The organism is Buttiauxella sp. AC142 (assembly GCF_979253435.1).
On record NZ_CEEDCH010000001.1, the window covers coordinates 2,085,338 to 2,109,101 of the forward strand.

24 protein-coding genes are annotated in these 23,764 nt (G+C 51.1%); 13 read left to right on the top strand and 11 right to left on the bottom strand.

Translation table 11 applies throughout. The features are described 5' to 3' along the window. Positions 1-139 precede the first annotated feature (139 nt). Entirely contained in the window at positions 140-1,033 is an 894-nt protein-coding gene (gene eamA / locus AC0IWZ_RS09535; RefSeq protein ID WP_471677472.1) for an O-acetylserine/cysteine exporter, read from the top strand. 45 nt (positions 1,034-1,078) lie between these two features. Here eamA and marB read toward each other — a convergent pair whose 3' ends face one another. Genes marB through marR form a run of 3 tightly spaced genes read right to left on the bottom strand, consistent with a single transcriptional unit; the run spans position 1,079 to position 2,170 of the window. After that, positions 1,079-1,288 carry a multiple antibiotic resistance regulatory protein MarB gene (marB, locus tag AC0IWZ_RS09540; protein WP_034495306.1) on the bottom strand — a complete coding sequence of 70 codons (210 nt, stop codon included), beginning with the start codon at positions 1,286-1,288 and terminating at the stop codon, positions 1,079-1,081. Between the two features lie 52 nt (positions 1,289-1,340). Continuing rightward, entirely contained in the window at positions 1,341-1,715 is a 375-nt protein-coding gene (marA, locus tag AC0IWZ_RS09545) for an MDR efflux pump AcrAB transcriptional activator MarA (RefSeq protein WP_034495308.1), read from the bottom strand. A 20-nt stretch (positions 1,716-1,735) separates the two neighbouring features. Beyond that, a complete protein-coding gene (gene marR / locus AC0IWZ_RS09550; RefSeq protein WP_034495310.1) occupies positions 1,736-2,170 on the bottom strand; it encodes a multiple antibiotic resistance transcriptional regulator MarR in 435 nt (144 codons plus the stop codon). 200 nt (positions 2,171-2,370) lie between these two features. Between marR and AC0IWZ_RS09555 the strand changes: the two genes are divergently transcribed. Continuing rightward, complete coding sequence (locus tag AC0IWZ_RS09555; protein ID WP_034495311.1) at positions 2,371-3,042, top strand: MarC family NAAT transporter; 672 nt, start codon at positions 2,371-2,373, stop codon at positions 3,040-3,042. A 43-nt stretch (positions 3,043-3,085) separates the two neighbouring features. Here AC0IWZ_RS09555 and AC0IWZ_RS09560 read toward each other — a convergent pair whose 3' ends face one another. Beyond that, positions 3,086-4,279 carry a sugar transporter gene (locus AC0IWZ_RS09560; RefSeq protein WP_034495313.1) on the bottom strand — a complete coding sequence of 398 codons (1,194 nt, stop codon included), beginning with the start codon at positions 4,277-4,279 and terminating at the stop codon, positions 3,086-3,088. Between the two features lie 167 nt (positions 4,280-4,446). Between AC0IWZ_RS09560 and AC0IWZ_RS09565 the strand changes: the two genes are divergently transcribed. Next, a complete protein-coding gene (locus tag AC0IWZ_RS09565) occupies positions 4,447-5,241 on the top strand; it encodes a PhzF family phenazine biosynthesis protein (RefSeq protein ID WP_471677471.1) in 795 nt (264 codons plus the stop codon). Here AC0IWZ_RS09565 and ptrR read toward each other — a convergent pair. Beyond that, positions 5,238-6,098, bottom strand: coding sequence for a putrescine utilization regulator PtrR (gene ptrR / locus AC0IWZ_RS09570; RefSeq protein WP_471679068.1), 861 nt, complete (start codon positions 6,096-6,098; stop codon positions 5,238-5,240). The two genes, AC0IWZ_RS09565 and ptrR, sit on opposite strands and share 4 nt — an antisense overlap. 101 nt (positions 6,099-6,199) lie before the next feature. On the opposite strand from ptrR, the gene sad reads away from it, so the two are divergent. The 5 genes from sad to AC0IWZ_RS09595 all read left to right on the top strand — a co-directional run bounded on the left by sad (position 6,200) and on the right by AC0IWZ_RS09595 (position 12,845). Continuing rightward, positions 6,200-7,576 carry a succinate-semialdehyde dehydrogenase gene (sad, locus tag AC0IWZ_RS09575; protein WP_471677470.1) on the top strand — a complete coding sequence of 459 codons (1,377 nt, stop codon included), beginning with the start codon at positions 6,200-6,202 and terminating at the stop codon, positions 7,574-7,576. A 49-nt stretch (positions 7,577-7,625) separates the two neighbouring features. Next, a complete protein-coding gene (glsB, locus tag AC0IWZ_RS09580) occupies positions 7,626-8,552 on the top strand; it encodes a glutaminase B (protein WP_034495321.1) in 927 nt (308 codons plus the stop codon). A gap of 144 nt (positions 8,553-8,696) precedes the next feature. After that, positions 8,697-10,136 (top strand): GGDEF domain-containing protein, encoded by a 1,440-nt coding sequence (locus AC0IWZ_RS09585; RefSeq protein ID WP_471677469.1) that lies wholly within the window; start codon positions 8,697-8,699, stop codon positions 10,134-10,136. A gap of 152 nt (positions 10,137-10,288) precedes the next feature. Beyond that, entirely contained in the window at positions 10,289-11,740 is a 1,452-nt protein-coding gene (locus AC0IWZ_RS09590; protein ID WP_471677468.1) for a tagaturonate reductase, read from the top strand. 169 nt (positions 11,741-11,909) lie between these two features. Beyond that, the gene (locus tag AC0IWZ_RS09595; protein WP_471677467.1) at positions 11,910-12,845 is read left to right on the top strand and encodes a zinc-dependent alcohol dehydrogenase family protein; all 936 of its coding nucleotides are present in this window, start codon (positions 11,910-11,912) and stop codon (positions 12,843-12,845) included. 24 nt (positions 12,846-12,869) lie between these two features. Here AC0IWZ_RS09595 and dsbG read toward each other — a convergent pair whose 3' ends face one another. Next, positions 12,870-13,634: a thiol:disulfide interchange protein DsbG gene (gene dsbG / locus AC0IWZ_RS09600; RefSeq protein ID WP_471677466.1), complete on the bottom strand. Its 765-nt coding sequence runs from the start codon at positions 13,632-13,634 to the stop codon at positions 12,870-12,872. A gap of 134 nt (positions 13,635-13,768) precedes the next feature. On the opposite strand from dsbG, the gene AC0IWZ_RS09605 reads away from it, so the two are divergent. Continuing rightward, on the top strand, positions 13,769-14,056 hold the full coding sequence (locus AC0IWZ_RS09605) for a VF530 family protein (RefSeq protein ID WP_410372466.1): 288 nt from the start codon (positions 13,769-13,771) through the stop codon (positions 14,054-14,056). Between the two features lie 47 nt (positions 14,057-14,103). On the opposite strand, the gene AC0IWZ_RS09610 is transcribed toward AC0IWZ_RS09605, so the two are convergent. Beyond that, on the bottom strand, positions 14,104-15,303 hold the full coding sequence (locus AC0IWZ_RS09610) for an NAD(P)/FAD-dependent oxidoreductase (protein ID WP_471677465.1): 1,200 nt from the start codon (positions 15,301-15,303) through the stop codon (positions 14,104-14,106). 224 nt (positions 15,304-15,527) lie between these two features. Here AC0IWZ_RS09610 and AC0IWZ_RS09615 point away from each other — a divergent pair, with 224 nt between their 5' ends. After that, positions 15,528-16,037, top strand: coding sequence for an RrF2 family transcriptional regulator (locus tag AC0IWZ_RS09615; protein WP_034495333.1), 510 nt, complete (start codon positions 15,528-15,530; stop codon positions 16,035-16,037). A 3-nt stretch (positions 16,038-16,040) separates the two neighbouring features. Here AC0IWZ_RS09615 and AC0IWZ_RS09620 read toward each other — a convergent pair whose 3' ends face one another. The 3 genes from AC0IWZ_RS09620 to AC0IWZ_RS09630 all read right to left on the bottom strand — a co-directional run bounded on the left by AC0IWZ_RS09620 (position 16,041) and on the right by AC0IWZ_RS09630 (position 18,828). Then, entirely contained in the window at positions 16,041-17,045 is a 1,005-nt protein-coding gene (locus AC0IWZ_RS09620; RefSeq protein ID WP_471677464.1) for a FecCD family ABC transporter permease, read from the bottom strand. Further along, positions 17,045-18,001 carry an ABC transporter substrate-binding protein gene (locus tag AC0IWZ_RS09625; protein ID WP_471677463.1) on the bottom strand — a complete coding sequence of 319 codons (957 nt, stop codon included), beginning with the start codon at positions 17,999-18,001 and terminating at the stop codon, positions 17,045-17,047. Before AC0IWZ_RS09625 ends, AC0IWZ_RS09620 begins: the two co-directional genes overlap by 1 nt. A gap of 113 nt (positions 18,002-18,114) precedes the next feature. Further along, a complete protein-coding gene (locus AC0IWZ_RS09630; protein ID WP_471677462.1) occupies positions 18,115-18,828 on the bottom strand; it encodes an ABC transporter ATP-binding protein in 714 nt (237 codons plus the stop codon). Between the two features lie 380 nt (positions 18,829-19,208). Here AC0IWZ_RS09630 and AC0IWZ_RS09635 point away from each other — a divergent pair, with 380 nt between their 5' ends. From AC0IWZ_RS09635 to AC0IWZ_RS09645, 3 genes are all read left to right on the top strand, one after another. Further along, positions 19,209-19,799, top strand: a complete 591-nt coding sequence (locus AC0IWZ_RS09635) for a lipid-binding SYLF domain-containing protein (RefSeq protein ID WP_034495347.1) — start codon at positions 19,209-19,211, stop codon at positions 19,797-19,799. A 230-nt stretch (positions 19,800-20,029) separates the two neighbouring features. After that, a complete protein-coding gene (locus AC0IWZ_RS09640) occupies positions 20,030-21,196 on the top strand; it encodes a methyl-accepting chemotaxis protein (RefSeq protein WP_410372461.1) in 1,167 nt (388 codons plus the stop codon). A gap of 246 nt (positions 21,197-21,442) precedes the next feature. Beyond that, positions 21,443-21,895, top strand: coding sequence for an SgcJ/EcaC family oxidoreductase (locus tag AC0IWZ_RS09645; RefSeq protein ID WP_471677461.1), 453 nt, complete (start codon positions 21,443-21,445; stop codon positions 21,893-21,895). Between the two features lie 66 nt (positions 21,896-21,961). On the opposite strand, the gene AC0IWZ_RS09650 is transcribed toward AC0IWZ_RS09645, so the two are convergent. Then, positions 21,962-23,575 (bottom strand): ABC-F family ATP-binding cassette domain-containing protein, encoded by a 1,614-nt coding sequence (locus tag AC0IWZ_RS09650; protein ID WP_471677460.1) that lies wholly within the window; start codon positions 23,573-23,575, stop codon positions 21,962-21,964. Between the last annotated feature and the right edge of the window lie 189 nt (positions 23,576-23,764).

A 23,764-nucleotide genomic window follows, 5' to 3' on the forward strand; every position in this document is an offset into this window, starting at 1 on the left:
ATGAAGGATCAACAAAGTATAGGTTGTGCTTATGTTAATTTTCTCTCTGTACCGCCACTGAAAAGTGCGATCTGTATCTATTCATTTTTTGGGTATAGCCTTAGATTTTAACAAAATTGCAATAAAACAGGGGCCGGGTATGACGCGCAAAGATGGGCTGCTGGCGATGCTGGTGGTCGTGGTGTGGGGACTGAATTTCGTAGTGATTAAAATGGGGCTGCACAATATGCCTCCGCTGTTACTGGCCGGTTTGCGTTTTCTGCTGGTGGCCTTCCCCGCGCTGTTGTTTGTCGCTCGCCCTAAAATTCCTTTTCGCCTGCTGGCCGCGTACGCACTGACTATCAGCTTCGGCCAGTTTGCGTTTCTCTTCAGCGCGATAAAGTTCGGTATGCCTGCCGGGCTTGCGTCACTGGTGCTTCAAGCGCAGGCATTCTTTACCATTATTCTCGGTGCGTGTGTGTTCGGGGAACGCCTGCAAGGCAAGCAACTGGCGGGGATCACGCTCGCGGTTATCGGCGTATTGGTTTTGATTGAAGGCAGTCTTGGCGGCCAGCACGTTGCCTTGCTCGGGTTTATGCTGACGCTGGCAGCCGCCTTTAGCTGGGCCTGCGGCAACATTTTCAATAAGAAGATTATGCAGCTCGAGCAGCGCCCGCCGATTATGTCTTTGGTGGTGTGGAGCGCGTTAATTCCGGTCATCCCGTTTTTTGTCGCCAGTTTGCTACTCGACGGTCCGGCGCTGATGTGGCAAAGCCTGATTACGATTGATATGACGACGGTGTTATCGCTGATGTATCTGGCATTTGTGGCAACGATTGTGGGTTACGGTATTTGGGGAAGCCTGCTTGGGCGCTACGAAACCTGGCGTGTGGCTCCGCTGTCGCTGCTGGTGCCGGTGGTGGGAATGGCCAGTGCGGCATGGTTGCTGGATGAAACGCTGTCTGCGACACAACTTGCGGGTGCGGCGTTAATTATGGGTGGGTTGTATATCAACGTATTTGGTTTGCGGATCCGGCGGGCGGTGGTGAGTTAAACCGGAAAGCTGGCGGGCAAAAATGAAGGCCCGCCAAACAGAGAATCAGTTGGCATTTTCCTGGTAGTACGGTGTACCCAGGAATTCTGACTTATCGCCAATCGTGTTGCTATTCTGTGCGCGGCTTTCAGACGGGGGAATGATCATGCCGCCGTGATTAGCCTGGGTGGTGCTGAAATTGCCTGATTGCTCCGCCATAACGTTTGCGGAAGCCAGAATCAGAAGCAGGCTCGCAGCGGAGATAATACGTTTCATAAATCCTCGGTGTCTGGATAACCAGACGGTTGCATAGCGTTTGTTAACTGTTTTAATGATTTAGCGGATGAATATACTTTCCTTCGCCACCTGAACATGCAACGCGGAATCTGTGAGGTGGCACAGAGAAGTAATTCTTGAACGTGCGGGTCAGTGTCTGTTGCGACTCAAACCCATAGCGCTCCGCTAAGTACAGAATCGGCTCGTTGCTTTCTTTAAGCTTGAGGGCGATTTCCGTCAGTTTTCGATTACGGATGTATTGGCCTAACGAATGACCGGTCTCTTTTTTAAACATCCTTTGCAGGTGCCACTTCGAGTAACCAGAACGCTGTGAAACCTTCTCAAGTGAGAGGGGGTTTTCCAGGTTCTCTTCAATCCAGTCCAATATGCTTTGTATTGTTATTGAATCATTGTTCCGTCTGGACATCGTTTCACCTCTTTTCAGGTTTACGGTAATACCTTTGTTAACAGTTGATAAAGCGTGTCGACTTCATCAGCGGTCAGATTTTTTATCAGTTCCTGGTGCATGCTTTTCCCCAAAAGGCTGCGGCATTTCTCGCAAAGCGTGGCTCCTTCCGGAGTCAGTCTTATCAGCACACCACGTTTGTCGTTGGGATTCGGTAAGCGTGCGACCCATCCTTTGCAAATCAGGCGGTCTAACATGCGAGTTAACGCACCGAGGTCCACAGAAAGCGATTTCTTCAACTCCATCGGGGTAATGCATTCTTCGCGATAGATGGTGCAGAGCACTTTAAATTGGGTCGAGGTGACATCCAGCGGGGAAAGATGCTCGTTGAGCAGGCGCTCCTTGTACTGGTTAACCATGTAGATCAGTTGTCCGAGAGGGATCATTTCGTTGAACAGATCGTTTTTATCTTTCACTATGGTTGCCCAGGCAAGTATATTTAATCACGGCAGATATTATTGCTCAGGCAAGCATAAGTCAACGTTATGAATTAGTGATGACACGAATAGCTAAAACGGTTCAGTTTTTAACATTGATACAATTCTGATAACCAACGCAGAGCAGGTTGGCTGCTATACTCTGCAGCGCAAAAAGACACCGAAATAAAGGACAGCAGATGATGGATTTGGTTAAGGCTATTGGGCTGGGGTTAGTGGTATTACTGCCGCTTGCTAACCCGTTGACCACAGTAGCATTGTTCCTCGGGCTTGCCGGAGATATGAACAAACAGGCGCGCGATAAAACCTCGTTGATGGCCTCCATCAATGTCTTCATCATCATGATGGTTGCGTACTACGCCGGGCAAGTTGTGATGAATACGTTTGGTATCTCCATTCCCGGTTTGCGTATCGCTGGCGGTTTAATTGTTGCGTTTATTGGTTTCCGCATGCTTTTCCCGCAACAAAAAGCCCATGAGTCGCCGGAGGCTCACAGCAAAGCGGAGGAGCTTGAACAAGAACCTGATACCAATATCGCCTTTGTCCCACTCGCCATGCCAAGCACGGCCGGGCCGGGTACGATTGCGATGATAATCAGTTCTTCTTCAACCGTGGAACACGGTGTGAACTTCCCGGGCTGGGTTGTGCTGGTGGCTCCGCCAATCATTTTTGCACTGGTTGGCCTGATTCTGTGGGGCAGTTTACGCAGTTCCGGGGCGATAATGCGGCTGGTAGGTAAGAGCGGTATTGAAGCGATTTCTCGTCTGATGGGCTTTTTATTAGTCTGTATGGGTGTGCAGTTTATTATTAACGGCATACTGGAAATAGTGACCCATTTCCCGGCAAATTAAGCGGTAAAAAGGGCGACGGTTTATTGCCGTCGCCCTTATTTCATTAATGGTTATGCTGTTCTTCTAAAGATACCGGCCAGCGGCGGAAAATTAATACTGACCCAATCAGGGCGATCAAAGCTGGCACTGCTCCCACCATGCCAATGCTGGACATCTCAAAATGCAGGCTCACCTGGTTACCGACTAACGCGCCCGCGCCAATCCCGATATTGAAAATCCCTGAGAATAGCGCCATCGACACATCGGTCGCATCCGATGCCAGCGCCAGAACTTTCACCTGCACTCCCAGCGTGATAACCATAACCGCGATGCCCCAGAACAGACACAGAATGGTGAGGTTCACGGTGCTTTGGGCCGCAGGTAACAACAAGGCGAGGCACAGAACCAGCAGGCCGATGGAGCTGCTGACCAGGGTCGATGAATGTCGGTTGCCCAATTTGCCGAACATCACGCTGCCAATAATCCCGGCACCACCCAACACTAACAGCAGGAAAGTCGCCATATTGGCGCTCAAGCCCGCAACGTTTTGCACGAACGGTTCAATGTAGCTGTAGGCGGTGTAATGCGCGGTGACGACCACAGCGACTAACGCATACAAGCTCACCAGCGCCGGGCGTTTGAACAGTTCAGGCACACTTTTCAGCGAGCCCGAATGCTCGCTTGGCAATTTTGGCAGCAGCTTAATGACATAAAACAGTGTCAGGGCGGCGATTGCGCCAATACCTAAGAAGGTGGTGCGCCAGCCGAAATATTGCCCCACCATGCGCCCGAGCGGCAAACCTAAGACCATCGCCAGCGCGGTTCCCGTGGCAATCAGGCTCATCGCCTGCGCCTTTTTACCGGCAGGAGCCATACGAATGGCCAGTGATACGGTAATCGACCAGAAAATTGCGTGGGCAAAGGCGATACCGATGCGGCTGATCACCAGTACGGTGAAGTTCCAGGCGGCAAAAGAGACGACGTGGCTGGCGATAAACAGAGCGAAAATGCAAATCAACAACCGCTTACGCTCGACCTTATTCGTCAGCAGCATAAACGGCAGCGACATCAACGCGACGACCCACGCGTAAATCGTCAGCATGATCCCGACTTGTGGCGTTTGCATACCAAAACTATCGGCGATGTCAGAAAGCAAACCAACCGGAACAAACTCCGTGGTATTAAAAATAAAGGCGGCGACCGCCAGCGTAACGACGCGTAGCCACGCCGTTTTGCGTGATACGTTGCTTGTTGTCATAGATGGGTTTCGCGCTGATAAATGAAAGGTTTGGTGAGCAGGCGATCATAAAACCATCAATCCAGCCATACAACTGATTTTGTGATTTAACTCTCATTTTATTGTTCCGCGAATCACGCAAGGCGTGGCATGGTAGATGTTATCAGGCCACACAGGAAGAAAAGACCATGCAGCAAATTGATTTTTATATGGTTGATGCGTTCACCGATACCACTTTCGGTGGCAACGCCGCGGCGGTATGTCCACTCACCGAATGGCTGCCAGATGAAACGTTACTGGCGATGACACGCCAGCATAACCAGTCGGAAACGGCATTTTTTATTACCACCGACAGCGGTTTTGAATTGCGCTGGTTCACCACGCAAGGGGAGATCAATCTCTGTGGCCACGCGACACTGGCTTCGGCTCATGTGATTTTCGAGTACCTGAATTACCCGGAAACCACGATCCATTTTGAGACGCGTTTTGTTGGCCCGCTGACGGTGACGCGCAATGGCGACTGGTTGACACTTGATTTTCCGGCGTCGGGCAGTGAACCCATTGAACCGCCGCAGTTGCTGCTGGACTCGCTCGGGATCAGCGAATACCAGGAAGTGCGGCTGGGGCGCACCTATACCGTGCTGCTCGCGAGCCAGGCGCAGGTTGAGGCGATTAATCCTGATTTTGATCTGATGCGTCAGCTGGATCAAAAAGTGTGTATCACCGCGCCCGCGCAAACAGAAGGCTATGATTTTGTCAGCCGTTTCTTTTCTCCGAAGGCGGCGCTGACAGAAGACCCGGTTACCGGGTCGACTCACACCATGTTGATTCCGTACTGGGCGGAAAAGTTGGGTAAAACGCAGATGCTGGCGCGTCAGGTTTCCGCGCGCGGCGGGGATATACGTTGCCAACTGGTGGGCGACAGGGTGTTAATGTCCGGCCAGGCGACCACCTATTTAGTCGGCAAAGTATTACTGCGCTAAGACGTTTGCTCAAGCAGCCCGATAAACGCCTCAAGTTGTCGGGTTTTTGCCCCTCGTCGCCAGATAAGCCAGGTGTTGAGATAACGCCAGTCAGCTGGCAACGGCGATATCGACACCTGGTGGCTGCCGGGCATGCTTTCCAGCATGCTGCGCGGCATTAGCGCAATACCCGCTCCGGCAATCACGCACGCCAGCATTCCGTGATACGACTCCATTTCATGAATTTTGCCCGGCACCGAGTGGTGGGCGTGAAACCAGCTTTCAAAATGCCTGCGGTACGAACAGTTGGCGCGAAACGCATAAATGCTGGCGCCGCTGACCTGATTTGCATCCGTAATGGCGTCATGATCCGCCGGGGCGACAATCACCATTTCTTCTTCGTAAACCGCAATACCGTCAAGGGAAGGATGCAATATCGGGCCGTCGACAAAGGCCGCCGATAGCCGCCCATCCAACACGCCATCAATCTGATCGCCCGAAGGCCCGGTGGCAAGCGAGAGCTGAATTTTCGGGAAACGCTGGTTAAACATCGCGAGCAAACCCGGAATCCGCACCGCTGCAGTGCTTTCCAGCGAACCTAGCGGCAGCGTCCCTTGTGGCTCGTCACCGGAAACCGCCATCCGCGCTTCATCAACCAAAGCCAGAATACGTTTGCTGTAGCTGAGAAAACTGTGCCCGGTTGGGGCGAGGCGCAAACGCTGGTTTTCGCGAATAAACAACTCAACACCGAGATCGGCCTCAAGCTGTTTAATGCGCGTGGTGAGATTGGACGGCACCCGGTGAACCTTCGCCGCTGCCGCGCTGATGCTGCCGGTTTCCGCTACCGCATTAAACATTTCAAGCTGCGTGAGATCCATAAGCCTTTCTCGATACGTGAATGACTCGCTCATTATTATTCATTTTTCATGATTGTCACGCAGGTTTAAGGTATGGGCATAACGCGAACACAGGAGCAACCATGAACCATTACGCTATTTCAATGAACCCGGCCACCGGCGAGCAGCTTTCTGCCATGCCGTTTGCAACGCCCGAGCAGCTCGATACCGCGCTGGCGGGGAACCACGCGGCATTTAACGTCTGGCGCAATGTGCCGCTGGCTCTGCGGGCGGATAAATTACGCCATCTGGGCGCGGCGTTGCGTCAGCACGCTGAAACGCTGGCACAAATGATCACCGCAGAAATGGGTAAGCCGATTACCCAGGCTCGTGCGGAAGTGGCGAAAACGGCGAATTTGTGTGACTGGTATGCAGAACACGGGCCAGCCATGCTGGCAACCGAAGGCACTCTGGTGGAAAACCATCAGGCGGTGATTGAGTACCGGCCTTTGGGTGCCATTCTGGCGGTGATGCCGTGGAATTTCCCGCTTTGGCAAGTCCTGCGCGGTGCGGTGCCGATTCTGTTGGCGGGCAACAGTTACGTTCTCAAACATGCGCCAAACGTCATGGGATGCGCGTTACTGATTAAACACATGTTCGCCGAAGCGGGATTCCCGCAGGGCGTATTTGAAGTAATTAATGTCACGCCTGAAGGGGTAAGCCATGCGATTAATGATGCGCGAATTGCGGCTGTCACCGTGACGGGAAGCGGGCGTGCGGGGGCGGCGATTGGTGCGCAGGCAGGTGCTGCATTGAAAAAATGCGTGCTGGAACTCGGCGGTTCAGACCCGTTTATCGTGCTCAATGACGCTGATATTGATGAGGCGGTGAAGGCGGCAGTTGCAGGGCGATTCCAGAACACCGGGCAAGTCTGTGCGGCAGCGAAACGCTTTATCATCGAAGAAGGGATTGCGGACACATTCACCCAGAGGTTTGTTGCAGCCGTTCAGGCGCTGCAAATCGGCGATCCCACTCTTGATACAACGACTATCGGCCCGATGGCGCGTTACGATCTGCGTGATGAATTGCATAAGCAGGTGACAACGTCACTTGTGCAGGGGGCGACATTACTGCTCGGCGGCGAGAAAATGGCAGGCAAGGGCAATTTCTACGCGCCAACCGTTTTAGCGAATGTCACGCCTGATATGGTGGCATTTCGTGAAGAGTTGTTTGGCCCGGTGGCGGCTATTACCAGAGCGCGTAATGCCGAACATGCCCTGGAACTGGCAAATGACAGTGACTTCGGCCTTTCAGCCACGTTATTCACTTCTGATACTGATCTTGCCGATGACTTTGCGGCACGTCTTGAATGCGGTGGCGTGTTTATCAATGGCTATAGCGCCAGCGATCCACGTGTGGCGTTTGGCGGCGTGAAGAAAAGTGGCTTCGGGCGCGAGCTTTCGCATTTTGGCCTGCATGAGTTTTGTAATGTGCAGACAGTATGGAAAGACCGCCGCTAGTTGCTGATATACTGGCGGGCGTAAAATACCCGCCAATCAGGAGTTTGCAGTGCCAGGTCTGTTAGATAATCAATTGCTGGAAGATATTCTCGCCCAGGTTCGCCCGCTTATTGGCCGCGGTAAAGTGGCTGATTACATTCCAGCTCTGGCAGAAATTCCCGGCAACAAACTGGGAATTTCAGTGTGTACCGTCGATGGTGAAGTTTTTAGCGCAGGGGATGCGACGGAACGTTTCTCGATACAGTCCATTTCCAAAGTGCTGAGTCTCACGCTTGCCATGGGACGTTACGATGAACATGAAATCTGGCAGCGCGTGGGGAAAGAGCCTTCGGGGCAACCGTTTAACTCTTTGCTCCAGCTAGAACTTGAACAAGGCAAACCGCGCAACCCGTTTATCAATGCGGGCGCGTTAGTGGTGTGCGATATGTTGCAGACTCGCCTGAGTGCGCCGAAACAGCGCATGCTGGAAGTGGTGCGCGCGTTGGCGGAACAACCCGATCTGGCTTACGACGGCAGAGTCGCGAAATCTGAGTTTGAACATTCGGCGCGTAATGCCGCGATTGCCTGGCTGATGAAATCCTTCGGTAATTTTGATAACGACGTGATTACCGTGCTGCACAACTACTTCCATTATTGCGCGCTGAAAATGAGCTGCCTGGAGCTGGCGAAAACGTTTCTGTTTCTGGCAAACCAGGGGCGGGCATTGCATCTTGATGAACCGATTATCACCGCACAGCAAGCGCGGCAGATTAACGCGTTGATGGTGACGAGCGGCATGTATGACGGTGCGGGTGAATTTGCGTATCGGGTAGGGATGCCGGGGAAATCCGGTGTTGGCGGCGGGATCATTGCTATCGTTCCGCATGAGATGTCTATTGCGGTCTGGTGCCCGGAGCTGGATGCATCAGGAAATTCGCTTGCCGGTACCGCCGCACTCGAAATCCTGGCTCAGCGAATCGGGCGTTCAATCTTTTAAACTGCAAGCCTGGCATATTTGTCTATATCGATTGGGCCACAGGCCGTACCAGATAAAATATGCTAAGCTAAAAATTATTTTTTGCACTCATACAGTTGTATTAAATTATTGCGCAGTGCACGTATAAATACGAGTCAAAATAGCATGGCTAATCTAGCTAAGTTTATGTTCTGTTCGCCTGAAAAACGGTTGGCTAACGCCGTTTCTATTTTTGTCATTACGACATTGTTTTACTTTTTTGGCGCCTCGCTTCGCCTGATTGATGAGTTGTCGCTCTTCTGGCCGCTGAATGCGGTACTGGCCGCGGTGTTCGTGCGCTCCCCGTTCCTCAATCGCCCGGTTTATTATTTCGTTTGTTATAGCGCAATGATTGTCTATGACGCACTCACTACGAATTGGGGATGGCAGTCAGCGATAATCAATCTCTCTAACATGGTGTTTATTATTGTTGTTGCCCGCTTATTACTGCGTTATTCCCGTACGCAAGATGAAAGTAATTGGGCGCTGAATGCTTTTAATCTTTTCTACGCCTGCCTTATTGGTGCGATTCTTAGCTCTTTATTAGGATCGATGGGATCGACCGGGCCTTCGTCGGATTATCGTCAATTTATCTCACTGTTTGCCGACTGGTTTAGCGAACAATTTTCAACTGGCGTGTTGATGATGCCATTTTTGCTGATGGCGAAATGGCCGCAGTGGAGTAAGTTGCCCGCTTTTCATTTGTCGAAAATTTATCCGCTGGTGGCGGTTGTCGTCTCTGTGATGGCCTCGGTGGTGATTGGCGGGGCCGGGAGCCTTGCGTTTCCGCTCCCGGCACTGATCTGGTGCGCGATTCGTTATCCGCTTCCGATAACCGCATTAATCACGTTTTTGACGGGCGGCACGGAAATCATTCTTGTAGCAAACTCGATTGTCGTGATTCATCACAATGTCCCACTGGTGGTGACGGAGATGTTCTCCGCACGTCTTGGGATTGCCACGATGGCGATTTGCCCGCTGATTGTGTCGGTGAGCGTTGATGCGATTAACCGCCTAATTCAGCAAACCTCGCTGCGAGCAGATTACGACTATCTTACCGGCGTTTATTCCCGTTCCGGTCTGTATGAAGCGCTAAAAACCAACATGCCGACGAAGCATCTGCCCAACCAAAAACTGTGCGTGATGCTGCTGGATATTGATTATTTCAAACGCATCAACGACAGCTATGGTCATGAATGCGGTGACGTGGTGCTGGCCGCGTTTGCCGAGCAATTGCGAAAAGTGGTGGGGGATGAAGGGCTGGTGGCCCGTTTGGGTGGCGAAGAGTTTGTGGTGGCTTGTAGCACTTGTACCGAAGAAAAAGGTCTCGCTATCGCCGAGAAAATTCGCCAGACCATTGAGCTTACGGCGTTTCGTTATCAGCAACAGACGTTGTTCATTACGGTGAGTATCGGCCTTGCAACCGTGACGCCCGAAAAGCAAACCCTGCTTGATGCGTTTAACTCGCTGCTGGCAGAAGCGGATAAATATCTCTATTTATCCAAGCGTAATGGTCGTAATCAGACCAGTACCGCGTCGTATAAAGAGCTTGCGCTGAATAGTTAGCGCCTGTTGAGAGTTGTTCTACCAAAAAACATCAATAAAAAAATTGGTATAACAACTCTAGTTTGATCAAAACGGGGTTTCACATTGTTGAGTTCTGATAGTTTGGAGAGGATTTTTATTCGCCCATCCTGTACTCACCAAGGAACAACATAGTGAAAACACTTAATCGTCAAGACTTCCCTGGCGCTCAATACCCTGAACGTATTATCCAGTTTGGTGAAGGTAACTTTTTGCGTGCATTCATTGACTGGCAAGTTGATTTACTGAATGAACACACCGATCTGAATGCGGGTGTTGTTATCGTACGTCCAATCGACAGCGCATTCCCGCCGTCGCTGTCTACTCAGGATGGGCTGTATACCACGGTCATCCGTGGCCTGAACGAGCAGGGCGAAGCGGTAAGCGACGCGCGTCTGATTCGCTCAGTGAACCGTGAAATCAATGTTTATCAAGAATATGAAACCTTCCTGAAACTGGCTCATAACCCAGAGATGCGTTTCGTCTTCTCCAACACCACCGAAGCGGGCATCAGCTACCACGCAGGCGACAAATTTGAAGATGCACCAGCGGTAAGCTACCCGGCAAAACTGACGCGTTTGCTGTTCGAACGTTTCAGCCACTTCAACGGCGCTGCGGACAAAGGTTGGACCATCATTCCTTGCGAACTGATTGATTACAACGGCGACGCGCTGCAAGAACTGGTTCTGCGTTACGCGCAAGAGTGGGAGCTGCCAGCAGCGTTTACCCAATGGCTGAACGAGGCTAATACGTTCTGTTCTACGCTGGTTGACCGTATCGTTACCGGTTATCCGCGCGACGAAGCATCAGCAATTGAAGAATCTTTGGGTTACAAAGACAGCTTCCTGGCTGCGGCTGAACATTTCTACCTGTTCGTGATTCAGGGGCCAGCAACGCTTGCGCAAGAACTGCGTCTGGATAAGTTCCCGCTGAACGTGCTGATTGTCGATGACATCAAACCTTATAAAGAACGCAAAGTGGCGATTCTGAACGGTGCTCACACTGCGCTGGTGCCAGTCGCTTATCTTGCGGGCCTGAACACCGTGGGCGAGTCCATGAACGATGCTGAGGTTTGCGCATTCGTGGAAAAAACTATCGCGGAAGAGATTATTCCGGTGCTGGATTTGCCTCGCGACGAGCTGCAATCCTTTGCACAAGCGGTGACCAGTCGTTTCCAGAACCCGTACATTCAGCATCAGTTGCTGTCTATCGCGCTTAACGGCATGACGAAGTTCCGTACCCGTATTCTGCCGCAATTGCTGGCAGGCCAGCAGGCGACCGGCACTTTGCCTCCGCGTCTGACTTTCGCCCTGGCAGCGCTGATTGCTTTCTACAAAGGCGAGCGCGGCGAAGAAACCTATCCGTTGCAGGATGACGAGCACTGGCTGGTGCGTTATCAGCAGCTGTGGGCGGCTCTGGGTGACAAACAAATCAACGAACAGCAGCTGGTTGAAGCGGTACTGAGCGACAGCGTTCACTGGGATCAAGACCTGACTAAGGTTCCGGGTCTGGTGGCGAAAGTGAGCGAAGATTTACAGGCGATTCAAAGCCTGGGCATGCGTGCTGCGCTCGCACGTTACTGCTAAGTTTTGTGATATCGGTGGATGACGCTTGCGCTTATCCACCCAACAAAGGCCGAATGGCGTTTGGGTTTATCCACCCGAGATGTAGGTCGGATAAGCGAAGCGTCATCCGACTGAACTAAGGGTAAAACCTTGATATAGTGCCTGTAACGTTGCTTACAGGCATTTTTTTATGCACAACACTGCTCTTTGGTTTCGCCAGTTTGGCCAACCTGAACACGTTATCACCCTCGAACATTCACAAATCTTACCGCGCCCGAGCGGTATGCTGCGCGTGCTAATGCGTTATGCGCCGATTAACCCCTCCGATTTAATCCCCGTTACCGGTGCCTATCGTCATCGCGTTAGCCCGCCGCGCGTTGTTGGCTATGAAGGGATGGGCGTGGTGACGGATGCCGACAATCCCGCGATGATTGGCCAGCGCGTGCTCCCGTTACGGGGCGAAGGAACATGGCAGCGTTGGCTGGATTGCTCTCCGCTTTGGGCGGTTCCGGTTCCTGATGCGATTCCCGACCTGTTAGCGGCGCGAGGTTACATCAACCCGCTGGCGGCATTTGTGATGCTAAAAAAATGGCCGGTAAAAGGAAAAATAGTATTGCTGACCGCGGCGAACTCCTCCTGTGCGGCGCTGCTGGCGCAGTGGGCGGTGATTTATGGCGCGGTGCATGTCTACGGTGTTTGTCGGAGTGAAGGGCAAAAAGCGGCTTTGCTCCAGAACGGCATTACGCCCGTTCTTATTAACGACACCGCAATGCTTCGCGGTGTCGCACAACAGGCTGATGTGGTGTTTGATGCCGTCGGGGGAGCACTTGCTACATTGTTACTGACCAATCTGAACGCAGAAGCTGATTTTGTTTCATACGGTTTATTGAGCGGGCAACCTTACGATGCGCGCAGTGCGCAGGCAAAACCGCAGCGTTTTCATTTGCGGGATACCCTGGCCGTGACGGATTCGCTTGAATGGCAGTCGTGGTTTTCCGATCTATGGCCCTTGCTTGCGAATAGCCGATTGCCGGAAGTGAAGGTGTTTAACCTGGAAGAATGGCGGGATGCGCTACGTGAGTTTGCTACGCAAGGGCGACGTTGCAAGCCAGTACTGGCTCTTTAGCGTGACAACGTCATCTTTAAAGCGTTACTTATCGCTGCCCATGATTGCTTTCATGGTTTCTTCATCAGGTAAGCCCTGATGTTGTTGCAGTCGTCCGTCTTTATTCAGGTAATAAATAGAAGGCGTGGCCGTTCCTCCTAATGTATCCATCAGCGCCAGGTTGTCTTCCAGTGCTTTCGTGATTTCAGGCTTGATGGCGGCAGGGATTGCCAGCTCCATTTTCCCTTTGGAATTTTCATATTCTGCAAGGGTTTTGGCCGGATCTTTCGCCATCATTATCGCTGCGGCTTTCTGGCCGCTATCCGGGCGCAACATGCCGACCATTAGCACGCGCAGTTGCACTTTGCCTGATTTCAGCCACGGCTGCGCATTTTCCCAGAACTGTGTGCAATACGGGCAGTACGGGTCAGCAAAGGTGTAAACCACATGGGGGGCATCCGCTTTGCCCGCGGCTATCCAATGATTTTTCTCGAGTTTTTGCCACATTTCTTTTGCCATGGGCGCATAAACCCATTTCTCGACCTGCTCATCACTGAGGTTTTTCCCCGCGGCATCGACCAGATTTCCCATAATGGCGTGCTGTTTATCGGGCGTCAGGAACACCGTGGTGCCTTGCCCCTGGATTTGCATCACGTAGCCAGGTAAATCGCCGGGGCCTTTAAATTCGCCTTTAAGCTCAAAGCCTTGCTGCTGTAGGGCGATGATTGGAGCAGGGAGCTTAACTTCTGCGGCCAGAACGGAAGAACTGAGGCACAGGGCAACCGAGAGAGTCCATACTGCTTTTTTCATTACGTAATCCTTATCATTCTCTTGATGAATGTATGCCCAGCTAGGCTACAGGTCGTTGGCACGGAAGGAAAGAAAGATGAATCTGCGTTATTTTGTTATGGTATGCGCAATTTTTTAGAATCACTGGACTCACTATGACCCATCCTTCAAAAGATCCTCTACACGGCATGACTCTTGAAGCCATTGTCAATGCGCTGGTTGCGCGTTTTGGCTGGGAAGAACTGGCGAAACGTATCAACATTAATTGTTTTAAAAGCGATCCAAGCGTTAAATCCAGCCTGAAATTTTTGCGACGCACGCCGTGGGCGCGAAAAGAAGTCGAAGATTTGTATATCGATTCGTTAGAAATGGATGGGGTTGAAAACGATATTCCGGCTGATAGCCCGTGGGCGAACTGGCAGAGTAAGAAAGGGCAGGAATAATAGAAGGCGAGTGAAATCTCACTCGCCATGATTTTTTAGATTAGAACTTAAACAAACGCCGCCAGCGGATCGGCCGCCGCAAAGGCAATTTCTTTCTCAGCTTTCGGCGGGTAAATCAGTTCGTTGGTAATCGCTACTTTGATTTTCTTGCCTTCTGAGCGCGTCGATTTCACCACCTGATCCCAACCTTCGGTGTAAACCGCGCCAAATCCGCCCAAATCCAGACAGGTGACGTAATTCACCTGGCGATACGGGTGCGGAGCCACACCGAGCAGTTCAGCGGCGACGTTGTTACCAACAAAACGCCCTAACATAATCGCATGTTGGCAGGTCATCAGCGCGGTATTGCCCAGGTCATCGGTACGGGCGAACGCCACATCGCCGGTCGCGTAAATGTCATCCTGGCCTACTACTTTTAAGTTTTCATCGACATGTAAACGGCCTTGCGCGTCGCGTGTGGCAGGGATTTGTGACGTCAACGGACTGGCCTGCACACCCATGGTCATCACCACGGTGTTGGACGCGATAAAATCGCCATTCTTGAACGTCACACCTTGTGCATCTATTGCCGCAATTTCAGCATTGAGTTTCCATTCCACGCCCAGCTCTTCACTTGCCTGGGTGATAACAGCGCTCAGTTCTTCACTATAACGGCCACCCACAACCGGGCTGCGGTCGGCGATAATCACACGTGTTGATGCACGTTCACCCAAAATAGCACGCAAGCGCGCAGGCAGTTCTGTCGCTAGTTCGATACCGGTAAAGCCGCCGCCACAAACCACCACCGTATTACGCGCATCACTTTCTGGTAGCTGTGCCAGCTGATTTAAATGCTGCTCAAAGCGTGCAGCACTTTCCAGTTGATCGACATCGAAGGCATGTTCTTTCGCGCCGGGGAACATCGGGTTGATGTGACTCCCGGTCGCCAGCACGAGGCGGTCGTAATGCATGGCGGACAGGTTTTCTTGCGCGGTGTGATACCAGACCTGTTTGTTCGCCACGTCAATCTCACTGGCAGAACCGGCAATAAACTTAACGCCAGTCGCGGCAAATAACGGCAGCAGCGGTGCGGCAAAGTTTTCAACACCATCTTCATAAAAACGCGGGCGAATGCGCAGTTCTGGCTGCGGTGCCAGGACGGTGATTTCAATATCGTTGCTGTCGTGAAGATCGGTTAAACGTGCTGCACTCAGTGCCGCCCACATGCCTGCAAAACCTGCACCCAAAATAAGAACTTGCTGTTTCATGATGTATCCCTGGTATCTAAGTGGTCATTTGATTTCTTAACTGCGATCATATTTGTCGTAGTTAATGTTTTCAAGGTTTTTGCGTGCTGAATACAAGCAATTACATATAACAATTTGAATTTATTTGATATTTAAAACTTAACTGAAATTTACCGCATGCGGTAATTGCCTGGGCAGAAGGAAGGATTTATCATCTAACTAAGAATCATTCGGGCGGAGAATTTATGGCGTTTTACAGTTCAGGTGTGGAATATGGCATCCATAGCCTCATGTGTTTAGTGGATAGCAAAGGCGACGGGCGTGAGATGAGCGTGCGTGAAATTGCAGAGTTGCAAAATGTTCCTTACGACTACCTGGCTAAAATTTTCACCAAGCTCTCTAAGGCCCAACTGGTTGAAAGTACAGAAGGAAAAGGCGGGGGCTTTCGCCTCGCGAAACCTGCCGACCGGATAACCGTGCTCGATATTGTGGCGGCAATTGATGGGGAAAAATCCATTTTCGATTGTAAGGAGATCCGCCAACGCATGGCTATTTTCGATGAGCCAGCTCCCGCATGGGCATGTGAGGGCATCTGCGGCGTGCGCCAGGTGATGCAGGTTGCTCAGCAGCGGATGGAAGAAGCACTAGCGCAGCATACGGTGTTAGATCTGGCGCGCAGAATGTTCAGAAAAGCGCCGGAAGCGTTGCCCATCCAGATTGAAGAGTGGATAGGCAACCGCCGTAAAGATGCGTGAGTGCTAACCGGTGCGGCGCAGCAAAATGACCAGCACAAACACACCGCCAACACCCGCCGTGATAATCCCTATCGGCAATTCCTGAGGGGCAGTGAGGGTTCGGCTAAGAATGTCGCCTGCGGAAAGCAGTATTGCGCCGAGAACGCCCACCAACGGTAACAGTCGCCTGTGGCGAACGCCGGTAAATGGCCGCGCCAGATGTGGCACCATCAAGCCGACAAAACCAATCACTCCGGTCAGAGAAACCAAAATTGCGGTCGCCATCGAACAACAGATAAACACTTCGGTTCTTAAGCGACTGACATTAATGCCCAGTGACCAGGCCGTTTGCTCACCCGCCAGTAAGGCATCCAGGGCGCGGCCGCGCCTTGAAATCAGCACGATAAGGATAACTAGCGCGGCGGCAGCAAATCCCAGGTTTTCCCAACGAGCAAGACCTAAACCTCCCAGCGCCCAAAACAGGGCATTGCTGGCTGCACGCTGGTCGCCGGAAAAGATCAGGAAATTGGTTAAGGCGCCAAATAAAAATGACACCGCCAGCCCGCAAATAATCAGCTTTTCCGTGCCTTTATGTGATTGAGACATAAAGATGATGATCACCGCTGCGGCCGATAACATGCCGCCGACAAAAGCGGCAATAGGCAGCGTCCAGGCACCAAGGCTGTCGCCCAGGCGGGTTATCACCAGCACCACACCCGCAGACGCGCCGGAGGACAGGCCGAATAAAAAGGGGTCGGCAAGGTCGTTACGCGTCGTGGTTTGCAGTAGTGCGCCGACGAGCGCCAGCCCAGCCCCGGCAATGATGCCGAGCAAAGTGCGTGGCAAACGTAGCTCCAGCACAATGCTTTTGGTCATCTCGTTGATATCGCCGTGTGCCAGACCCAGTGCCGTTAAAACGTCGTTAAACGAGAGCGGCACGCTACCTGTCGCGACGCTGGTAAGAATCAGCCCCAGCAGCAGAAGTGGGGCCACAATCCATGCCAGTATGTAGCGTTTATTGCCGAACATTAATTAAATGCAGCCGGATAGAGCGCCCGGGCAAGTTTGTTAATGGCGGTAATGTTGGCGGGGCCTGGGGTCAATTCCTGGTATTTCAATTTGAGATAACGATGATGAAGCACCGCAGGCGTTTTTTTCATCAACGGATGCTGTTCCAGGAAGCGCCGTAGCCCGTCGGCACCCCCGTTATAATCAGACTGATAATCCATTAGAATAATGAATTCCGGTTCCGTGGCGGCGACACTTTCCCAGTTGGTGTTCGCCCAGCTTTTATTCAGGGTATCCATTACATTTTTGCCACCCGCTGCTTCGATAATCGCCGTGGGCATGGCGTACGCACCGCTGGTAAAGGGTTTGTCTTCGCCAGAGTCATAAAGAAAAACGCGTACGGGTTTAAGCCCTGCGGTTTTTGCCCGTGTGGTGGCTACCTGTTTTTTCCAGCTATTAACCAGTTTTACTGCGTCTTCTTCTTTGCCAAATACTTTGCCCAAACGCACCATATCTCCGTACAGCAGCTCCATGCTGGCACGTGGACGATGGCTATCAACATGAATACAACTTTCAGTCAGGATCAGCGTTTTGATATTGAATTTTGCCAGCGCCTGAGGCGTGACATCGCCCCGTAAACCGTAGTTCCAGCCTGCAAAAAACAGATCGGGTTTCACTGCCAGCAGCGTTTCCATCGAAGGATATTTAGGCGCAATTTCAGGGATGGAACCCTGTAGGCGGTTAAATGCCGGGATATCTTTGTACCAGCCGGTAATTCCGCTGACGCCCACCATGCGGGGTTGCAAGTGCAAGTCGAATGCCATTTCAGACATGTTGATATCATGAACCACCATGCGTTTTGGCGCTTCGGTGAAGGTCAATGATTGCCCGCAGTTATCAATGGTGACGGGAAAACCGGAGGCGATAGCCGGGCTGGACATCACGACCAGTAACGACGGGATGGCTAATTTGTTCACATATACTCCTGATTCATGAGGAATTACACCTCACTTAACAGCCGGAATAATTCCAGCCGCTGCACCATACAGGAATTGATGCACTGAATAGGTCTGCTGAGATCAAACTATGATTAATTAATTTCGCCAGGCAGGGCTTCGAAGATGCGCAGGGTTTTACCGCTCAACGGATGTGTGACGTGCAGACTTTGCATGCCGAAAACCTGCTCCAGCCACGATGAGTCCAGAACTTGTGCAGGCGTTCCGCTGCACACCAGTTCCCCCTGATTCATCATCAGAACCCGGTCGGAGAAGGGCTGAATCAATTCCAGGTCGTGCAACACGGCAACGGTCGTCATATTTTTGTGTTTGATAAGGCTAAGTAACTGGTGCCGGGCCAACGGGTCGAGGTGATTCGTCGGTTCATCAAGCAATAGCAGCGCTGGCTGCTGGGCTAAAACGCGTGCAAACCCCGCGCGCTGGCGCTCACCGCCGGATAATTTCCCTAAAGAAACATGCTGTAAATGCGCGATACCGACCTCGTTGATCGCATCGGTAATCACTTTTTCATGTTCACCATTCGAGTATTCAGCCTGCCAGGGAATACGCCCCAGGGCCACATATTCACTGACCGTAAGACGCAAATCGGCGTTGTCATGCTGAGTCAGAAGTGCCACGGTGCGAGCGCGTTCCAGCGGCTTCATGGTTTGGAGCGTTTTACCCTGAATGACAATCTCACCGCCGGCGGGTTGCAGTTCGCTGATGATCAGCCGTAACACGGTAGATTTCCCGCTCCCGTTCGGCCCGATGATCGACACAAATTCTCCGGCATCAATATCGAAAGACACCGAATTAACCTGCGGAGTTTTACCGGAAAAACAGTGTGTAAGGTGACGAACTGAGAGTAAGGATTCAGGCTGTGGCGATTTCATCGGGCATGTCATTTACTAAAAATTTGGCGGGTAGCATAACAGCCATGTTGCCCTGGGCAAGTCAAAAGCCGCGATAATCAGTTGCCAGATAGGCATGATTCCTAAGAGTCGGAGATAAATGCAGGTGGGGCGATTAATCCAGCCCTAATTTATGCAAAATTAAACAATTTAGATTCAGAACTCGCACAAAAAAATAATAGTTTAGTGGCTCATTCCTCTAACATGCGCGCTCTTTTTGGCAGCTTTACCCGCTAAGTGCTTAAGGTTGCCGATTGTCTTTTTGTTTTAGGGTGCACATGAATTATAAAAAATTGATCCTTATTGCTGTATTGGCGATGGCAGGTTGTAGTGCGAAAGGGGATACCGCGAGTCAGCAACGAAATAGTATCCAGCATATGCGAATTGATACGCTATCGAAACTGTATAAGATTCATCCCGAAGCGCGAAGTGAAATTCTGAACTCAAAAGGGTATGCCGTTTTCTCCAATAACAGCAGCAAGATTTTTGTCTTCGGATTTGGCAGTGGCTACGGCGTGGTAAAAGACCTCAAAACGGGCAAAGACACATACATGAAAATGGCTCAGGCCGGTGCCGGGGTGGGTATCGGCGTGAAACAATTGCGTACCGTACTGGTGTTCAATGACAGCAAAGCGTTGAGCGATTTTGTTAAGAATGGCTATATCGTGGGGGCAGATGCAAATGCCGCCGCTAAATATGACGATAAAGGATTGCCAGCCGTTGGCGCATCAGCCAGCGCCGTAGCACCGGGTACTATCTCGGTTCCAAAACCTGTCGATGTGTATGAGATTACTGAAAAAGGCCTTGCTGCCCAGGCGATGGTCAACGGCTATAAATACTGGCCTGATGACGCTCTGAACGGTAAATAATGTCGGTCGGATAATCGAAGCGTCATCCGGCATCACAAAGGTAAACGGTGGATGGGGCTTGCGCTTATCCACCCTACAAAACCCATTTATCACGCGACAAGTAAAGAAGTTTAAAAGACTCCTTCATTTACTTATGTCAGGAGATAGCTTCAATTTGTATTCCGGACTGGATTTTCCCTGAATACCCGCAATAAATAAAGGTACCAACAAAATAGTCTCCAGAGTTAAACATGCTTAACAATTACAGCGTCAGAACCGTTATCATTGTTTTTACAGCAGCCTCTCTGGTCATGATGGATGTCATGGCGTATTTATTATCAGCAAATATGCATTTTTACCTCATGCTGAATGGGATCGGCATCGTATTACTTTTAACGCTTTGGTTTTATATGACGCGATATCTGGTGAAGCCGATTAATGAAGTAAAAAGAAATATTGATGAAATCAACTCCGGGAATTTATCAATATCTATCCGCGAATTTGGTAATAACTGTGCAGGTAAATTAATCCCTGGCATAAACAGCCTCGCTAGAGAAATTTCCAGTCTGGTGATGGATATTAGAAAGTCTTCTAATTCGGCCAGTGTATTATCCGCAACGCTTGCTAATCAGAGTGCCGAACTGTCAGTAAAAACAGAACAGCAATCCGCCATGCTGATGCAAACCGCATCAAGCATGGAAGAAATCTCGGCTGGGACGAAAAGTAACGCCGAAAACACCCGTCAATTAAATACCATTACCAGCGAGGCTCATCAGTCCGCAGGCCATGGCAGCGAGCTAATGCAGAAGCTGACCGAGAACATGGTATCGATTACCCATTGCTCGAAGAAAATGACGGAAATCATCAGCATCATTGATGGCATTGCCTTCCAGACCAATATTTTAGCCCTGAATGCCGCCGTTGAAGCCGCGAGAGCTGGCGAACACGGTAAAGGTTTTGCGGTGGTCGCTGGTGAGGTCAGGGTGCTGGCGCAAAAAAGCTCAGAATCGGCGAAAAACATTAAATCGCTGATTGAAACGACCAATACCAATGTTTTGCAGGGGGCCAAACTGGTCTCAGAGGCAGAAAAAAATATGCAGGCCATCGTATCGGGGTCAGAAGATCTTAATGTTTTGATGGAGCATATTTTCTTATCGACAAACGAGCAGGAAAAAGGGATTCAGCAAATCACGATTGCCTTGTCCGAGTTGGAAAAGGTCACGCTGAGTAATGCCGCAGTCGTTGATGAACTCGCTGAATCCTCTGACGTGCTTAAAAACCAGGTCGTCGAATTGCAAAACAGAACCAGCAATTTGCGTTTGAGTGATGAGCAAAATGTCGCGGCGGCGGTAATTGCACAACCGGTGCCAAAGAAGTTAATTAAAAATGCACCAGAAGGGCACTGGCAGACATTTTAACTCGTAGGTCTTACAGCAGCGTCATCCGACACCACTGGTGTAAAGGGTGGATGACGCTAACGCTTATTCACCCTGGCTAACCTGAACGCTATATGTACAACCACGCGCAAAAACCACACAAAATTAATTGCTATACGTGAGTTATAGTAAATGCATGTAACTATTCTTAAGTTGAATTGCTTCCCTTAGGCTAAATTGATATTTCTGTACACGAAAAATTTAACCTCATAATCAAAGGGATAGAGCATGAAAAAGTTACTCGGCATCGTTGGTTCACTTGTTTTGATTTCTGGTTCAGCGATGGCTTCGACAACGCCGGATTGCGTTAAAGTAGATAAAGCTCAAATTGAAGGTCTGTTTGATAAATGGAATGATTCCTTGCAGACAGGTGATGCGAAGAAAGTCAGCGAAAACTATATGAGCGACGCCGTTTTGCTGCCAACCGTCTCAAATAAAGTGCGCCTCACCGATGCTGAACGCGTGGATTATTTCGAGCACTTCCTCGAGAAGAAACCATTTGGCAAAATTGACTCACGCACTGTGCGCCTTGGCTGTAATAAAGCGGTAGATGCAGGCACCTATACGTTTACCTTCGCGGATAAGTCGAAAGTTTCAGCCCGTTATACTTTCACTTATGCGTGGGATGGAAAGGACTGGAAAATCTCCACTCACCACTCCTCTGCAATGCCAGAAGCATAAAAAGCGGAGCAGTTTGAATATATCGCCCCCGGCCAGGGGGCTTTTTATTTGGGCGACTTAACTCAATCACCAGTCTTCAAGACACCAACTCCCTTCAGCAAGCGATAAACGCTCGGTTAAATTCAGATTCTTCAGGAACACCTCATCGTGTGAAACCACAACTATTGCCCCCTGGTAGTGGCACAACATGGTTTCGAGTGCCTGAATTGACGGTAAATCCAGATGGTTGCCAGGTTCATCAAGCAAAAGTAATTGCGGCGTGGGATCGGCATACAGCACACAAGCTAGCGCGGCTTTCAGGCGTTCGCCGCCGCTCAGTGAGCCGCTGGGCGCCTGGATTTTATCTGCGTCCAGGCCAATCTGCGCCAGCCGCATACGCAAATCGGCTTCCCCTGATATGCGATTGGTTTCCAGGATTTGCTCAAGAACCGTGCGCCGTGGATCAAGTGTGGCGAGGTGTTGATCAAGCCAGACACTCTGCTCAACAACCCGGCACTCTCCGGCTGAAGGCTTGAGTTTCCTCGCCAGAACTTTCAATAAGGTGGATTTCCCACAGCCGTTATTCCCGACGACACCGATACGTTGCTGGGCGGTTAACGTCAGATTCAACGGCGAGACAAAGTTAGCCACGAAGGGAAGTTGGACATCATTTAGTTCGCCAATCTGGCGACGCGAGGGCGAACTCACTGCCAGCGAATGCACGACGATGGCGGCGTTTTCCTCCACCTGGCTTGCCGCTTCGCGCACCCGTTGGTCGAGAGTCGAGAGCGTGGCGGCATGCTGCTGGTGCAATTTACCCGCTGACGCTTCACTTCGTTGCTTCTGTCCGCCGAGTAAAATTTTAGCCTGATTGGCTTCGCGCCCCTGGCGGTTTCCTCGCGCCTGCCGTTTTTCAAGGCGTTCTTTTTGCTCGCGAAGGGCTTTTTGTTCACGCTGACGCTCGCGTTTGCGTAATTCATACTGTTGCAGCGTGGCTTGTGTTTCCTGCGCTTTGAGCTGTGCATAGAGCGAATAGTTACCGCCGTAGCTGCTCAATCCTTGCGATGATAGCTCCACAATTCGCGGTAGGGATTGCAGTAAATCCCGGTCATGACTGACTACCAGTAATCCTCCGGGCCAGCGCTGTAACTGTGCAATCAGTGCCTGTCGGGCGGCGCGGTCGAGGTGGTTGCTGGGTTCATCCAGAATCAAAAAATCGGCGTCGGAAAGCCATGCGCCAATCAGCGAAACGCGCATAGATTCACCGCCGCTTAACCGTTGGGCGGGCGTTGATGCTTCCAGGTATCCCAGGCCGCAGCGCTCCAGTTCATGTTGTAGCTGCTGACGGATATCCCAACGGTTGCCGACAGTATCAAAATCCAGGGGAGACACACTGCCCATTTCGATACGTTCCAGCGCAGCAATAATATTCCCGACACCCGCCAGTTCAGCGACGGTTTTGTCTGCCCAGGCGGTAACTTGTTGCGCCAGGTAATACACCGAGCCTGAACGGATACAGCGCCCGGACGACGGAGGGATTTTGCCCGCCAGAATTTGTGCAAGCACGCTTTTCCCCACGCCATTGCGCCCGACCAGGCCAGTGTGTCGTGAGTCGAAACTTTCGTTAAGTTGGGTGAACAGCGGTGTGCCGTCAGGTAAGGTAAAACCAACGCTTTCCAGCGCGATATAAATATTCGTCATAGGTACTCCACAGATGCCAGAAACTGACCCGGGAAGCCGGGGCAAGAACATTGGCCGTCACGGTGACGGCAGCATCAATAGCGCATTGGACGAATACCTATAGAGAAGAAATGAAGTGAGCTATTTTAATTCAGGAAACGATAAAGTAAAGAATCGGATTTTTTTTGAGCAGAATCGCCTCGTCAGACA